The organism is Methanobacterium paludis, from assembly GCF_000214725.1.
Lineage (GTDB): Archaea > Methanobacteriota > Methanobacteria > Methanobacteriales > Methanobacteriaceae > Methanobacterium_C > Methanobacterium_C paludis.
On sequence record NC_015574.1, the window covers coordinates 543847 to 557633 of the forward strand.

Consider the following 13787-nt stretch of genomic DNA (forward strand, 5'->3'; position numbering starts at 1 on the left):
ACCATTTTTTATGAACCATTTTCTTTGAAGAGGAAAATTATTAATTTTAACTCGTTTTTTCATTTTAAACAGGTGTTTAAGTGGATTTAATATAAATTCTGAATTATGGTGTATTAACAGATTAAAGATAATAATTTAAATTAAAATTTAAATAAATAGATAAAAATTAGTATGAAAATTCAGATGTATGAAATTCTAAGTATCTATGAAATTCTTAATTTAATGGGTAACTTAATTTAATGGTTATATTCGATGGATTTTAAAATAAGATAAGAATTTCAAAATAAGAATTAAATCGAAGTAATAAATGAATAAGAATTTTCAAAATAAAGTTTAAAAATCAATTAAAAATTACAAACTAGATCTAAATGATAATTTTAAGAAAAAATAAAAAGATTCTGGAGTTATTTCCAATAGGCAGTTCCAAGGGTGCTGTTAATACACGGAGAAAACCACTTTTCTACGGATACCTGAAGCTGGGAAAAGATGGAGATCAGGTACGGCCTTATAAATTTATAGTGAAAAAGGACCCTGATAAGGAGATATTATTTCCTCCAAGTGAAGCCATTAAGATTTTAAGAAAACAGAACGTTTATCTCATCGGAAAAGATGAAGAAACAGAGGAAATGCTTAACTCCTTAAACATACCCTTTAAAAGAACCATAATGTGTAGACACTGTACATTTGAGGGTTACATAACTCTAATAAGGCGTGATTCATCATACCTTTATCATAAAGAATATATCTGCAGGTTGTGTGCAGAGGAAGAAATAAAGAGGGAGTTAAAATCAAGGGGCTTTGATATGAGCACCTTCCGAAACTTCAAAAGGATGCTGGATAAGACCGGAGACCTTAAAAAAGTTTTAAGCGTCTTAAATCCGAATTTTAACCCTGTAAAAAATCCAGATCTCACGTTGTACGATAAAATAATCACAGGGAAAGATTCTGACATTCCAAAGGTGAGTATGGATGAACTTAAAATCCCAGATAAACTTAAAGGTGTAATGAAAGGTCATGGAAAGCATTTACTTCCAGTACAGGTTCTTGCTTTAAATGCTGGGCTTCTTGAAGGTGAAAACCTTCTTGTTGTATCTGCAACTGCCAGCGGTAAAACATTGATAGGAGAACTTGCAGGACTGCCCAATGTTTTAAATGGAAAGAAGTTCATGTTCTTAACCCCACTTGTAGCCCTTGCAAACCAGAAGTACAGGGATTTCAAGAAAAAATACACAAAACTTGGACTTAAAGTTGCAATACGTGTGGGAATGAGTAGAATAAAGGCAAAAGAAGAACTTTCACTTGTGGATAATAAAGTAATTGATGCCGACATAATTGTGGGAACCTATGAAGGTTTGGACTTCCTTTTAAGATCTGGAAAGGCTGCAGAACTCGGAGAACTCGGCACTGTGGTAGTTGATGAAGTGCATATGCTGGATGATGAGGAAAGGGGTTCCAGGCTCAACGGACTTATAAAACGGTTGAAGGATTTGTTTCCAGATCTGCAGATCATTGGTCTATCTGCAACAGTTAAAAACTCCGATGAGATCGCAGAGGAGTTTGGAATGAAACTTGTTAAGTATGACAAACGTCCAGTTCCCCTGGAAAGGCATCTGATATTTGCAAGGTCTGAATACGATAAGGAAGATATGATGGCACGTTTATCCCGCCAAGAATATAAAAATATTTCCAATAAGGGATTTCATGGCCAGACAATCATATTCACCAATTCAAGGAGGAAAACTCACTCAATTGCAGATTATCTGGCAAAAAGAGGTATTAATGCAGCAGCTTACCACGCAGGACTTTCTTATCTAAAAAAAAGCAGGATAGAAAAGGATTTTATAAAGCAGAAAATGTCAACTGTGGTTACAACTGCTGCACTGGCTGCAGGTGTGGATTTCCCAGCATCCCAGGTTATCTTTGAGACTCTTACCATGGGAAATAAATGGCTCACACCCAATGAATTTTCACAGATGTTAGGAAGGGCTGGAAGACCTTCATATCATGATATGGGGAAAGTATATCTCATACCTGAAATTGGAAGAACATTTGATGACCAGGCAGAAGATATGCGTGCTGTGGAACTATTGGAAAGTGATGTGGAATCAATAAATGTGCATTACTCAGAAGATGATGTTGTGGAACAGTTTTTAGCAGATATATGTGCTGGAAGGGTTCGTAACATTGATGGTCTTAAAGATGCGTATGAAAAAGAGGATATACCTCTGAATTTTGATGAAGCTTACAACATAGTACTTGATCAGGGTTTGGTAACCGAAAGAAACGATAGTATATTACCTACAAAATATGGTAGGGCTGTTTCAGTCTCATTTTTGAATTATCATGATGCAAATTATATAAAAAAGAAAATAAGGAGCAAAAAAAAGTTGCAGCCACTTGATGTTGCAGTGTCCCTTGATCCATTTGAAAATGCATACTTATCCAATAGAATAGGTCAGAAACTCTCTAAAGCCCTTAAGATCAACATGTCTGTAAGGCTTTTTGCAGATTCAACCCTTGACATCCTTTCGTCTGGGGATGCGATCTCAAAACTGGAGCCAAACCTCAGAGATCTGCTCATAAACCTGCAGATCGAATTTTTATCGTGTAGATGTAAGGATAGACCGTTTTGTGGTTGTCCTCAAGAAGAACTTTCAAGGAAGATCTTGAAGTATCGTATGATGAAGCGTGACCCTGTTGATATAAGTAAAAAGCTCTTGAGGGACTATGGTATGCACGTCTATGCAGGAGACATATTCTCATGGTTGGATTCCATCATCAGGACACTTGAAGCCGTGCGCAGGATTGCTGGAGCTTTCGATAAACCTAACGTTGTTGGTGAATGTTCAAGGTTGATTAAGGCGATTGAGAGCGGATGATTTACTTTTGATTAGATTTAATCGCTTAATGATTTCCATTGAAATTTAATCCTTTTTTATAGAAAGAGGCTGTCTCAATTATTTGTGACTTCCATAATTTTCATTATTTTTGAATTTAAAACTTTATTTACTCTTATTTTTTTGCAGATTTTGAATTATGAAACAACCTCAGAAATTTCTAAAAATCCTTTAAAATACAATAGTGTAAAAAAAGAGGAATTTAAAGAAATTAACTCGATTTATTTAAAATACTTTAAAAAGTTCATTTTAAATTTAACAGCTGTTTAATATTTCCAACAATGTCCTCAACAGCTTCATCAAGCAGTTTCTTACCTAACTCCCGATCCACGCAGACTCCTTCATTTTCAACAGCTCGGGCACCCTTATCAATTCCTTCTTCAGCTTCACGGGCCTCATTTAAACCGACCATACCTACTTCAGGATATTTCTGGAAGTTGCAGTGTTCATCAAGTTTGGACTCATCTAAAAATCCTAGCACGGCCCCCATTGAGAGTTCGCCTGTTCCCGCATGAGGACCTTCTATCTCAACGATACTATTGTTGAATATGATTTTAAGGTTCAGATCCCCTTCTAGATCCTTAATATAGCCTTTGATCGGCACGTTACCGCCGTGGCCGTTTACCAGAACCACCTTCTCAAGACTTAAAGATTTCTTTGCGGATCTCAATGTTGGCTTTAACTCATTTTCAACGAGTTCATCCACAGGCATGTGGTCGCCATGTTTCACGTAATCGTATTCTGTGGCAGCGTAAAGTATACCAATGAAGGTTGCCCCTGTTTTTAATGATGCATGAAGTGCAAGATATGCGGCGACCTTTGAATCAGTGTCAATTGGCAGGGCAGCACCATGGTTCTCACGGTGCGATCCAACTGCAAGCACACCTACACTGTGAACATCTGGTGAGAGAACATTTCCTGATGAGTATCTAAGTTTTACCATTAAAACACCTTTAAAATCATTAATTTTAGACTCATTGTGGCTTTAAGATCTATAAAAGATTAATTTAAAAAACCTAATCAACTTCAGATTTCAAGATTCCATATGTCATCACCAATGTAATGCAAGCTTTCCACAGCTTTTCCTTCACGGTTTTCAACCATTTCAGGTCCTGAAATCAAACTTCTACCTGTTGCAAGTGGTTTTCTGTGGTTTTCATCCACAATTATGACGAGCTCCCCTTCGGTTATAGTGGGGTCTGCTTCGGTTATGCCAGGGGACATTATGTTTGCACCTTTTATAACAAATTTAACGGCTCCCATGTCCACAACAACATATTTGGATGTTATTTCAGTTTGAAGTGCACCTTTTAGCGTTGGAAATGGCATATCATCGATCATCATTATATCAGGGTTACCATCTACAAGTAAGATGTCGTTCATGTCTGTTTCTAACAACTCAACCTTGCTTTTTGGGGTTATAATCTTTGAATAATCACCGAGTTTCTCTTTAACTTCTTTTAACTTCTTTTTTTTAAGATAAAATCTTTTCCTTATCTTCAATTTACAACACACCTTATAGGGATATTATCCTTTCGTAAACTTCAATTGAAACTTTTATATTATTCCAATTGAAACTATTTTATAGTATATTATTTAACAGCGGTACATTTAAATATAAATCACACCAACATTGAAGTTATAGGAAAGGTGATATTGTGAATGCACAGAAGAATTTGAATACATCAAGACCACTTGATGTGTTAGGTAAATCATTAAACTCCCAAGTACTCATAAAACTCAAAGGTGGAAGAGAGTTTAGAGGAGTTCTTAACAGTTTTGACATGCATATGAACTTGGTATTGAACGACGCTGAAGAATTAGAGAGCGGAGAATCATCTAGAAGGTTAGGAGTTGTCCTCATAAGAGGGGATAACATAGTATATATATCTCCAGAATAAATAAAATAACCTTCAAAGTTCAAGAACCTTTAAAAATTTCAAGATTACGGAGGATAGAAAATGAAAGGAACACCATCGTTTGGTAAGCGTAATAAAAAAACCCATATCCGATGCAGGCGTTGTGGTAAAAACTCTTACCATGCACGTAAAAAATACTGCGCAGCATGTGGGTTCGGAAGGTCCAAACGGATACGAAGTTACAACTGGCAGAATAAAAAAATTACAGGCTACAGGTTGAAATAAATGGATGCGAGAAATCCAATAGATGTTAGGATAATTGTGGAAGGCGCATCTGATGTGGAGAAAGTATCAAGGGCAATGCAGAATATAGCCCTTGGTGCGGAATACCGCATCACTATTTCTTCTATAATACCGACCACAAATCCTGAAATAGCAAAAAAAGCAGTTCGAGGTGCTGATATTCTGTTAATTGCAACGGATGTTGATGCACCAGGTAGAGAACTTGCAGATAAGTTTCAAAAATGTCTTAAAAAGGAAGTAGGACATATTGAACGAATGAAATTCCCATTTGGTCATGATGTAGAATACATTGACCCTTTGATTATAAGAAAAGAGATCAAAAATGCCATAGTAAGGGCAGGACTCCTTTCAATAGCAAATATACAGAAATACACTGAAATTGAAGACGAATTATGGAGATCAAAGGATAAATTAAGATCTTTTAAACAGGAAAACGAAGATCTCTCCGTTGAAAACCAGAAGTTATTATCTCAAAATCAGGAAATCTTGGATTCAAACGAGAAACTCGAAAACAAACTTAAAATCGTTGAAGACGAGTTCCAAAGTGCAAAAAATAAGCACGCAGATATGAAGAACAAATATCATATCCTCAAGAATAAAAAGTTATTTGAAGCATTTCCATTGAAAGAACTGTGGAAAGAAGCTTTTAATGAAGAATTAATTGATGAAGAACAAATTTATTTTATATCAAATGAATTTAAACCTGAAAAAATTATTTTAGGTCAGGGTTACATTGCATCACATTCAAAGGAAGATGCAGTAAATTGGTTGAAGATAATTAGGACTGTTCTAATTTTTTATGATTCTAAAATTGACGATTTAAAAGAAGATTTTGGTGATGAAAAGTTCAGCCCCAACTTACTCAAACAATAATCCTAAAACAATATTTTTATCTAATTTTCATATTAACTAGAGTTATCAAGATAATATCAGGGAGAATTTGAATTGCGAGATAAATGTGGCATTGTAGGAGCTTACTCTCATAAACAATCTAATAATACCTCAAGACAGATATATTACGGATTATACGCGTTACAACACAGAGGACAGGAGTCTGCAGGCATATCTGTTTATAATGGCGAGAAAATGAGTACCTATCGAGGTATGGGGCTTGTATGTGATGTTTTCAATAATGGAAATATGGATGGGCTCGATGGTTACGTTGGTATTGGCCATGTACGGTACTCAACCACTGGCAGATCAGAAATAGAAAATTCGCAGCCGTTTTTCAGTGAATTTGAATCTGGAACAATTGCAATCGCCCATAACGGCGATATCATAAATTCCATGGAGCTTCGAAATGAACTGGAACTTTTAGGCTACAAATTTAAGTCAACAACCGATTCAGAAGTTATTTGCCATCTTTTAACAATGGAATACTCCAAGACAGGTGACATTGTTGAGTCCATTCAAAAGGTTTCAAAAAGACTCATAGGCTCTTATTCTCTCGTTATACTTATAAACGATGATCTTATTGTTGTCAGGGATCCCATAGGAATAAAACCACTTGCCATGGGAAACATGGATGGTATGACGCTTGTAGCCTCAGAAACAGTTGCTTTTGATGTTGTAGGTGCAAAGTACGTTCGTGATATTGAACCCGGCGAAATTCTTCTTATAAATGATGAAATAAAAAGTTATAAAATGGTCAGGGATGAAAAGATCCCTCGTGCTCATTGTATGTTTGAATATGTTTATTTTGCACGTCCTGACAGTATATTAGACGGCAGATCAGTTTACAACGTGCGTTTAAATATTGGAAAAGCTCTGGCAAAGGAGTTTCCAGTTGATGCAGACGTTGTCATGCCTGTTCCAGACTCTGCAATAACCGCTGCAATAGGTTATTCAAGAGAATCAGGATTGCCTTACGGTGAAGGACTTATAAAGAACCGTTACATAGGCAGAACTTTTATAATGCCAACTCAATCAGAGAGAGAAACATCTGTCCGGCTTAAAATGAACCCTATAAAATCTGAACTTGAAGGTAAACGAATAGTACTTGTGGATGACAGTATAGTTAGGGGAACAACTTCAAAATCACTTGTAAATGTTCTTAGAGAAACAGGAGTTAAGGAGATACATCTTAGGGTAGGATGTCCACCGATTGTTTCGCCCTGTTACTATGGAATAGCCATGGCAACCAAGAAGGAGCTTATAGCATCGGACAAGGAAGTTGAAGAGATAAGGAAAACCCTTGGTGTTGATTCGTTGGGTTATCTTGATAAAGCTTCTCTTGTAAAATGTATAGGCCTTGAAAGGGAAGAACTCTGCATGGGATGCCTCACAGGTGAATATCCAACGTCGCTTCCAAAAAATATCCAAGAATACGAGGCTAACCGTTGTTGAAGATTTGTTTTATGATTTAAAATAACTAAATAGTTTTAATTTAGATTTTTGAGTTATTTTATTGTTCATGGAAATCTTTTTTATTTTTTTTATTTTTCCCGGTTTATCCTGCACTTTTTTTAATTTAAGCACTTTTTAAGGTTATATAAACTGTGTAGGGCTAAGTAGAACCCATTACACATCTTAATTTAAAAATCTTTATTCTTTAAAAATAAAGGTATATGAAACTAACTATAATAGAACTAAGGACAAACCAGTTAAAAATAATAATAGAATAAGTAATTGAAATGAAAATGGTGGTAAAAATCGTTGAACTACTCGCACCTGCAAGGGATATGGCGGCACTGAACGCAGCCATTAAAAATGGAGCAGACTCAATCTATGTTGGAGTTGAAGGGTACAACATGCGTGCCAATGCAGCCAATTTTGCAGTTGATGATCTCAAAAAAGCTGTAAAACGTTGCCATGATAGTGATGTCAAGCTGTACGTCTGTACCAACACCATAATGGATGACAGCCAGATAGAAGACCTTAAAAATCTCATGCCCACTTTCTATTCTTGTGGTGTGGATGCGGTAATAGCTTCTGACCTTGGGGCCCTTAGTATCGCAGTAGAAAATGATTTAGATGTCCATATGAGTGTTCAATCAAATGTATCCAATTTAGAATCTTTAAAGGTTCTTGAAAGGTTAGGGGTTAAGCGTGCAGTTCTTTCAAGGGAGCTTTCACTTTCGCAGATCAAAAATATCGCTGGGAACACCAATCTGGAGGTTGAGGTGTTTGTGCACGGTGCAATGTGTGTTGCTGTTTCTGGAAGGTGTTTTTTAAGCTCATACCTTTACGATAAAAGTGCAAACTGTGGAGAATGTTTGCAACCTTGCAGGAAAGAATGGAAACTGGTATCTGAAGATGGAGAAGATTTCGAGTTAGCAAAGCTTGACGTTGTTGACGAGGTTTTTGAGGGGAATATTGTGGATTCAAGAAATATTTTGGATTCAAATAAGGATAAAACCCATATACTCAGCCCAAAAGACATCTGTATGGTAGAAAACATACCTGAACTGATTGAAGCAGGAATTAATGCTTTTAAAATAGAAGGAAGGGCAAGGCCTGCAGATTACGTTGCAACTGTTACAGGGGTTTACAGAGAAGCCATCGATACTTACATGTCAGGGTTGTGGGAACTCAATAAAAGAGAGCGCACTGAAAGATGGTTTAAAGAACTTCGAAAGGTTTTCAACAGGGGTTTTGACACGGGTTTCTACTTCAAAACACCCAATGAAACCAGTGAATATAATCAGTCAACCCATATAAAGAAAGATGTAGGGTCTGTCGTTAATTATTACAGCAAGGTCTTTGCAGCAGAAATAAGATTATGGGAAGACCTTGAATGTGGGGATGAAATCATTATCCAGGGCCCAACAACTGGTTCACTCATCCAGAAGATTGAATCTATGCAGATCGATGGTAAAAATATTCAAAAAGGGTTTAAAGGTCAGAATGTGGCTATATTAGTTAAGGATAAAGTTCGACCAAATGATTCTGTTTATAAGAGAGATAAAAGGTAGGATTTTGGAATTCAATTTAAAACTTAAAAATGTAGGACTTAAAAAAATATTTTATTTATTTACAGTTTCACACGTAAATGAAAAATTAGACTAAAAATAACTTTTCTGATTCGTTATTTTAATTAATAAACTATTTTAATTAATAAACTAATTGTGTTTTAATTACTAATATTCCATATTAATCAGAATGTTAATCAGTAATGTCCATTTTAAAAATCTAATTTTTATTTTAAAAAAGTAAAAAATGGATTATCTGATTCTTTTTATTAGATAACCTATTGCAAAAGATATGGCAGATACGAATTATATGCTGAAATATGGCATTTGAAGGTTAATTAGGGTCTAGACTACGCCTTAATCTGCTGATGTAGGTGTGTGCCCATGTGTAAGCAACCGCACTTCCTGCAATGTCTCCAGCAACGATTCCCCACCATACTCCCTGTTGCCCTAAACCAAAGGTTATTGCTAGGATGTAAGCAAACACAACAATGAAAGCCAGGTTCCTAAGCAAGGTTAGTGTGAGGGAGGTCATTCCTTTACCAACGCCCTGGAAGACTGAACCAGACATCACTCCAGGTGGCATGAAGATGTAGAAGAAACACATAACCTGGAGGAATGCAGCAATGGTGGGGGCCAGTGGTGCACTTTGGGGGGTGTAAGCGAATATCATGGCAATGTAAGGTGCGAATATGAAGGTTAAAACACTGGTGATGGCTGCGATGATGAGTCCAACCTTTATCGAGTATTTATGTGCTATGGAAATGTTTTCATATCTTCTGGATCCATATGATACTCCTGCAACTGTGATTGTAGCTGTTCCAATGGCTATTATTGGCATGGTGGCCATCATCACAACCCTCCATCCTGCAGAGTACACTGCAACTGCATCTGTTCCTGCAACTATGACAAGGATACCGTTAAGAACACCTGCGACTACTGACATTGCAAAAAACTCGGCGCTTGCAGGCAGACCAACATTTAAAATGTTTTTCGTGACTTTTCGATCAGGTACGAAGTCCTTAAACGAGAATGAAACGTATGTATCCTTCTTCACGAAGAACCAGTAAAGTATGACAACAGAAACCAAGGCCATTGATATAACAGTACCCCATGCAGCTCCTGAAATACCCCAACCTGCCCAGTAAATGAGTATGGGATCTAGGATCATGTTAAGAACTGATGATACTGCCATTGCATACATGGTCCTTTTAGCATCTCCCTCCGCACGGAGCACACCGTAAGCTGCACCTGTGAAAAGCATCAAGATGGTTCCTCCGAAGGTTACCTGTCCAAACTGAACTGCAAGGTCTATGGTGCTTCCTGCACCCAGAAGCATAAGTATTGGTTTTAGGAACACGAGCAGCAACACAGTTAGAACAATGGAAATAGCTACGGTGATGATTAATGTATGCATTGCAGCGTTGTTTGCACACGTCTTGTTATCTGCACCTATGTAACGTGCTATTGCAGATCCGGCACCTGCACCCAAACCGTTGCTGAGTCCAATGAGTATCATAAATAGTGGTGTTACAAATCCCACTGCTGCAAGGGCATCTCCACCAAGACCTGCAACCCAAATCGCATTGACCAGGTTGTAAAGGGTCATGAGGATCATTGAAACGATCATCGGGCCTGAAAGTTTAATTATGGCTCTTTTTGGGTCTCCTGTGATCAGAGTGACTCCCTCTGTTTTGTCATCTCCTGGCGGAGAATTTTGATTTGGTTTTGATGGTTCGTTTTTTTGCATTATATTTCACCAAAGATAAATACAATTAATTTATTAAATTTAAAGTTTTTACTATTATCTGACATTTTTTACTATTATCTGACATTTTTAAACATTAAATACGATTTTTAAATTTTTTCAATGCTATTTTTTGCAAGTACATTCAAGAATTCCAGTAACTGAGAATGTTCCTTGTCTGAAAGTCCTTCACATACCACCTTTTCCCATTTCCTTTCGATACCTCTGATTTTGGGCACAGTTTGTTCTCCTTTTTCTGTTAAAAAAATGAGGTATTTACGACGGTTTTCAGGGTCGAGGGTACGACTTATAAACCCTTTGTCCTCCAGTTTCTTCACTGCGCGAGCAATGGTTCCTTTGTCTATGTGAAATTTCCTTGCAATGTAGTCTTGAGTAACTCCTTGTTTGTGTGAAAGTAATATTAAACAGGGTAATTGACCCCCTGTAAGGTTTAAATCTTTTGTTTCTCTGTTAATGTAAATAAAATGGTTTCGAGTGATAACTGATAAGAGTCCCTCAAGGGGAATGTCTAATTTCATCTTATTTCTCCTATTTTTATTTTTGGTCAAAAAAAACTCAAAATTACTAGGATCGAGGATTATTCTAGATTTGTTTTATGAAATAAAATTGAAATTCAGAAAAGATAATGAATGTAACTTTAATGAATGTAACTTGCTTCCATTGTACTATTGACCTTCAACTATTTAAATATGTTGTCTAGACAACAATTGTCTAGACAACAAAACTTTTTAATCTTGATCTTCAAAATAATGGTAAACTTTATATATTAAGATCGAGAGAATGAAGCTTTCGTTATTAATATTATGAAACTATGCATAGTTTCCAGAGGGTGCAACTACAAAATGAGATTAAATGGAAATTCTTTTAATGAAAACAAAATGAAAAAACGTTTTAAAAGAGTTAGTGACATTTGTTTTAAAAAATTTGATGGCTTTTTTAAGATAATTGAAATTAAAAATGGACACACAATTTTAAAGTCTGCTTTTTACAGTTCATAGGTCCTGATAAAACGGAAGATGAATACAGTAAAAAATGGCGGATATTACTGGCAGTTTCACTTGGATCAATGATGGTTCCATTGAATGCCAGTATTGTAAATGTTTCCATTCCAACGATATCCAGTTTTTTTAATATTGGCATTGGTACTGCAGAATGGGTTTTAACAGTATACTTCATTACTTTTCTAGGATTAGTGCTATTTTTTGCACGATTCGGAGATTTCTACGGTCATGAACGTTTATTCTTTATGGGCCTGGTTGGATTTGTGATCTCATCTTTTCTGTGCAGTTTAGCTCCGTCAATCATGGCTTTAATCATATTCAGAGGATTGCAGGGAGTTACAGCGGCCATGATACTGTCTGTATCCATGGTTATCATCGAAAGATCATTTCCAATACGTTATTTTGGTAAAGCATTTGGTTTTTACTCTGTAGCTATTGCAGCAGGTCTTGCATTTGGTCCTGTAATAGGTGGAATTATGGACGGCCTGATAGGTTGGAGAGCAATATTTCTGGTGAATTTACCAATAGGAATCATTGATTTTATTATATGTTACTTTACTTTAAGGCCTGGAAAACGAATCGAAGTTAAATGGGACATACCTGGAACTTTACTGGAGTTTGTTGCGCTGTTCTTAACGATCTATACATTAAGCCTTGTAGGTGATGCTAACTATGGTCAGGCTGTTGTCACAGGAATTTTAGCAGTGATCTCAGCCATATTATTTGCCTACATTGAGTTACATGCAGATAAACCTCTGCTTAACCTAAGATTATTTAAAAACAAGATATTTTCGGCTTTTAACGTCACTTTACACTTCAACTACATTTGTGTTTATGGTATCCTGTTTGCAATGCCTTATTACCTGCAAAAAGTTTTGTACTTGGACCCTCTCACAACAGGATTAGTTTTAACGGCTTCACCTCTTATGATGATGGTCATGGCACCGGTAAGTGGTGCAGTATCAGATAGATTTGGTTCAGTGCCGCCCATAATCATTAGTTCGGTGATATGTTCCATTTCAATGCTTTCATTGACGCAGTTAACCCCTGCGTCCACACCTGAAGATGTTTTTTTGCGTTTAGCAGTGTTTGGCATCGGTACGGCCCTGTTCCAGGCACCTGTAAACAAAATTTTGATGTCTGTGTTCCCGTCTGGAACTGCTGGAACTGCTTCTGGGGTTATAGCCACTGTAAGAGATATGGGAATGGTTTTTGCAGTGTGTTATGCGGGCCTTCTCATCACCTCAGCCATACCATCAGACCTTCTACTGCAGAGCCAGCTCTTTGCAGGTGCGGCTCAGCAGCTCACAACAGGTATACACAGAGTTGTAATCTTTGGGGCAATTTTAAGTGCTTCAATAGCTTTAATAGCACTTGTAGGCATTAAAAACAAGAAAAAATCCGTTTTGGAATATGAACATAAAGCAGTAAATAGGACATTGACATTTAAAAAGAGACTTGAGGGTAAATGAGGATTTATTCTCGTTTTCTCTAGTTTATTCCCAGTTTTTTTTAATTTATTCCTAAATTTCTTTAAATTTGGAGATTTGAGCTTTTGACAGGTAATGAGTCTGAAAAATTATATAATACGTTTATACAGTATTCTTCTTGTTTCAATTTATTCTGTTTATGAGCACATCAATATTCATTTGATTTAACTTTTTTCTTTAATTCAGTTTTAGATTTCTCTAATTCAGTTTTAGATTTCTCTAATTCAGTTTTAGATTTCTCTAATTCAGTTTTAGATTTCTCTAATTCTGTTTTAGATTTTTTTAATTCTATTTTATACTTGTTTAATTCCACTTTGGCATGTTTTAAGTCTTTTTTGAGTAATAAATTTTTTATCCATAGATAAATCGACAGAACAATGAATAAAATTACAATTAAAGATAAAAATCCGGTGATGATCCCTGCAGCCATTGCTTGCCAGATGATGGTAAAACCATAGACCAAATAAAGAACAGCGCCCAGCACTCCAATAATCAGGGCCATTATTGCTACGATCTTCAAGTTTTTTACCAGTTGATCTCCATCCATAAAAATTCACC

At 36.3% G+C, this 13787-nt stretch carries 12 protein-coding genes; 7 read left to right on the forward strand and 5 right to left on the reverse strand.

Going from position 1 to position 13787, the window contains the following annotated elements:
- Nucleotides 1–368: 368 nt before the first annotated feature.
- Nucleotides 369–2879: a DUF5814 domain-containing protein gene (locus MSWAN_RS02525; RefSeq protein ID WP_013825044.1), complete on the forward strand. Its 2511-nt coding sequence runs from the start codon at nt 369–371 to the stop codon at nt 2877–2879.
- 262 nt (nt 2880–3141) lie between these two features.
- On the opposite strand, the gene arfB is transcribed toward MSWAN_RS02525, so the two are convergent.
- Nucleotides 3142–3840: a 2-amino-5-formylamino-6-ribosylaminopyrimidin-4(3H)-one 5'-monophosphate deformylase gene (arfB, locus tag MSWAN_RS02530; RefSeq protein WP_013825045.1), complete on the reverse strand. Its 699-nt coding sequence runs from the start codon at nt 3838–3840 to the stop codon at nt 3142–3144.
- Nucleotides 3841–3923: 83 nt separating this feature from the next.
- Nucleotides 3924–4400 (reverse strand): DUF1947 domain-containing protein, encoded by a 477-nt coding sequence (locus tag MSWAN_RS02535; RefSeq protein WP_013825046.1) that lies wholly within the window; start codon nt 4398–4400, stop codon nt 3924–3926.
- A gap of 155 nt (nt 4401–4555) precedes the next feature.
- On the opposite strand from MSWAN_RS02535, the gene MSWAN_RS02540 reads away from it, so the two are divergent.
- The 5 genes from MSWAN_RS02540 to MSWAN_RS02555 all read left to right on the forward strand — a co-directional run bounded on the left by MSWAN_RS02540 (nt 4556) and on the right by MSWAN_RS02555 (nt 8973).
- Nucleotides 4556–4798: an LSm family protein gene (locus MSWAN_RS02540; protein WP_013825047.1), complete on the forward strand. Its 243-nt coding sequence runs from the start codon at nt 4556–4558 to the stop codon at nt 4796–4798.
- A gap of 60 nt (nt 4799–4858) precedes the next feature.
- Entirely contained in the window at nt 4859–5041 is a 183-nt protein-coding gene (locus MSWAN_RS12425) for a 50S ribosomal protein L37e (RefSeq protein WP_013825048.1), read from the forward strand.
- Nucleotides 5042–5932: a toprim domain-containing protein gene (locus MSWAN_RS02545; protein WP_013825049.1), complete on the forward strand. Its 891-nt coding sequence runs from the start codon at nt 5042–5044 to the stop codon at nt 5930–5932. It begins immediately after the preceding gene.
- 72 nt (nt 5933–6004) lie between these two features.
- A complete protein-coding gene (gene purF, locus MSWAN_RS02550; RefSeq protein ID WP_013825050.1) occupies nt 6005–7405 on the forward strand; it encodes an amidophosphoribosyltransferase in 1401 nt (466 codons plus the stop codon).
- A gap of 287 nt (nt 7406–7692) precedes the next feature.
- Complete coding sequence (locus tag MSWAN_RS02555) at nt 7693–8973, forward strand: peptidase U32 family protein (protein WP_013825051.1); 1281 nt, start codon at nt 7693–7695, stop codon at nt 8971–8973.
- Between the two features lie 331 nt (nt 8974–9304).
- On the opposite strand, the gene MSWAN_RS02560 is transcribed toward MSWAN_RS02555, so the two are convergent.
- Nucleotides 9305–10720 carry an MATE family efflux transporter gene (locus tag MSWAN_RS02560; RefSeq protein WP_013825052.1) on the reverse strand — a complete coding sequence of 472 codons (1416 nt, stop codon included), beginning with the start codon at nt 10718–10720 and terminating at the stop codon, nt 9305–9307.
- Between the two features lie 107 nt (nt 10721–10827).
- Entirely contained in the window at nt 10828–11256 is a 429-nt protein-coding gene (locus tag MSWAN_RS02565) for a MarR family winged helix-turn-helix transcriptional regulator (protein ID WP_013825053.1), read from the reverse strand.
- A gap of 548 nt (nt 11257–11804) precedes the next feature.
- On the opposite strand from MSWAN_RS02565, the gene MSWAN_RS02570 reads away from it, so the two are divergent.
- Nucleotides 11805–13211 carry an MFS transporter gene (locus MSWAN_RS02570; RefSeq protein ID WP_227716983.1) on the forward strand — a complete coding sequence of 469 codons (1407 nt, stop codon included), beginning with the start codon at nt 11805–11807 and terminating at the stop codon, nt 13209–13211.
- Nucleotides 13212–13377: 166 nt separating this feature from the next.
- Here the strand turns inward: MSWAN_RS02570 and MSWAN_RS02575 are convergent, their stop codons facing one another.
- Nucleotides 13378–13776 (reverse strand): hypothetical protein, encoded by a 399-nt coding sequence (locus tag MSWAN_RS02575; RefSeq protein ID WP_013825055.1) that lies wholly within the window; start codon nt 13774–13776, stop codon nt 13378–13380.
- Nucleotides 13777–13787 lie beyond the last annotated feature (11 nt).

What these genes read in the sequence shown, in the direction of transcription:
- MSWAN_RS02525 (WP_013825044.1), top strand. Translation starts at nt 369, where the DNA reads ATGATAATTTTAAGAAAAAATAAAAAGATTCTGGAGTTATTTCCAATA.
- arfB (WP_013825045.1), bottom strand. Translation starts at nt 3,840, where the DNA reads ATGGTAAAACTTAGATACTCATCAGGAAATGTTCTCTCACCAGATGTT.
- MSWAN_RS12425 (WP_013825048.1), top strand. Translation starts at nt 4,859, where the DNA reads ATGAAAGGAACACCATCGTTTGGTAAGCGTAATAAAAAAACCCATATC.
- MSWAN_RS02545 (WP_013825049.1), top strand. Translation starts at nt 5,042, where the DNA reads ATGGATGCGAGAAATCCAATAGATGTTAGGATAATTGTGGAAGGCGCA.
- MSWAN_RS02555 (WP_013825051.1), top strand. Translation starts at nt 7,693, where the DNA reads ATGAAAATGGTGGTAAAAATCGTTGAACTACTCGCACCTGCAAGGGAT.
- MSWAN_RS02560 (WP_013825052.1), bottom strand. Translation starts at nt 10,720, where the DNA reads ATGCAAAAAAACGAACCATCAAAACCAAATCAAAATTCTCCGCCAGGA.
- MSWAN_RS02565 (WP_013825053.1), bottom strand. Translation starts at nt 11,256, where the DNA reads ATGAAATTAGACATTCCCCTTGAGGGACTCTTATCAGTTATCACTCGA.
- MSWAN_RS02570 (WP_227716983.1), top strand. Translation starts at nt 11,805, where the DNA reads ATGATGGTTCCATTGAATGCCAGTATTGTAAATGTTTCCATTCCAACG.
- MSWAN_RS02575 (WP_013825055.1), bottom strand. Translation starts at nt 13,776, where the DNA reads ATGGATGGAGATCAACTGGTAAAAAACTTGAAGATCGTAGCAATAATG.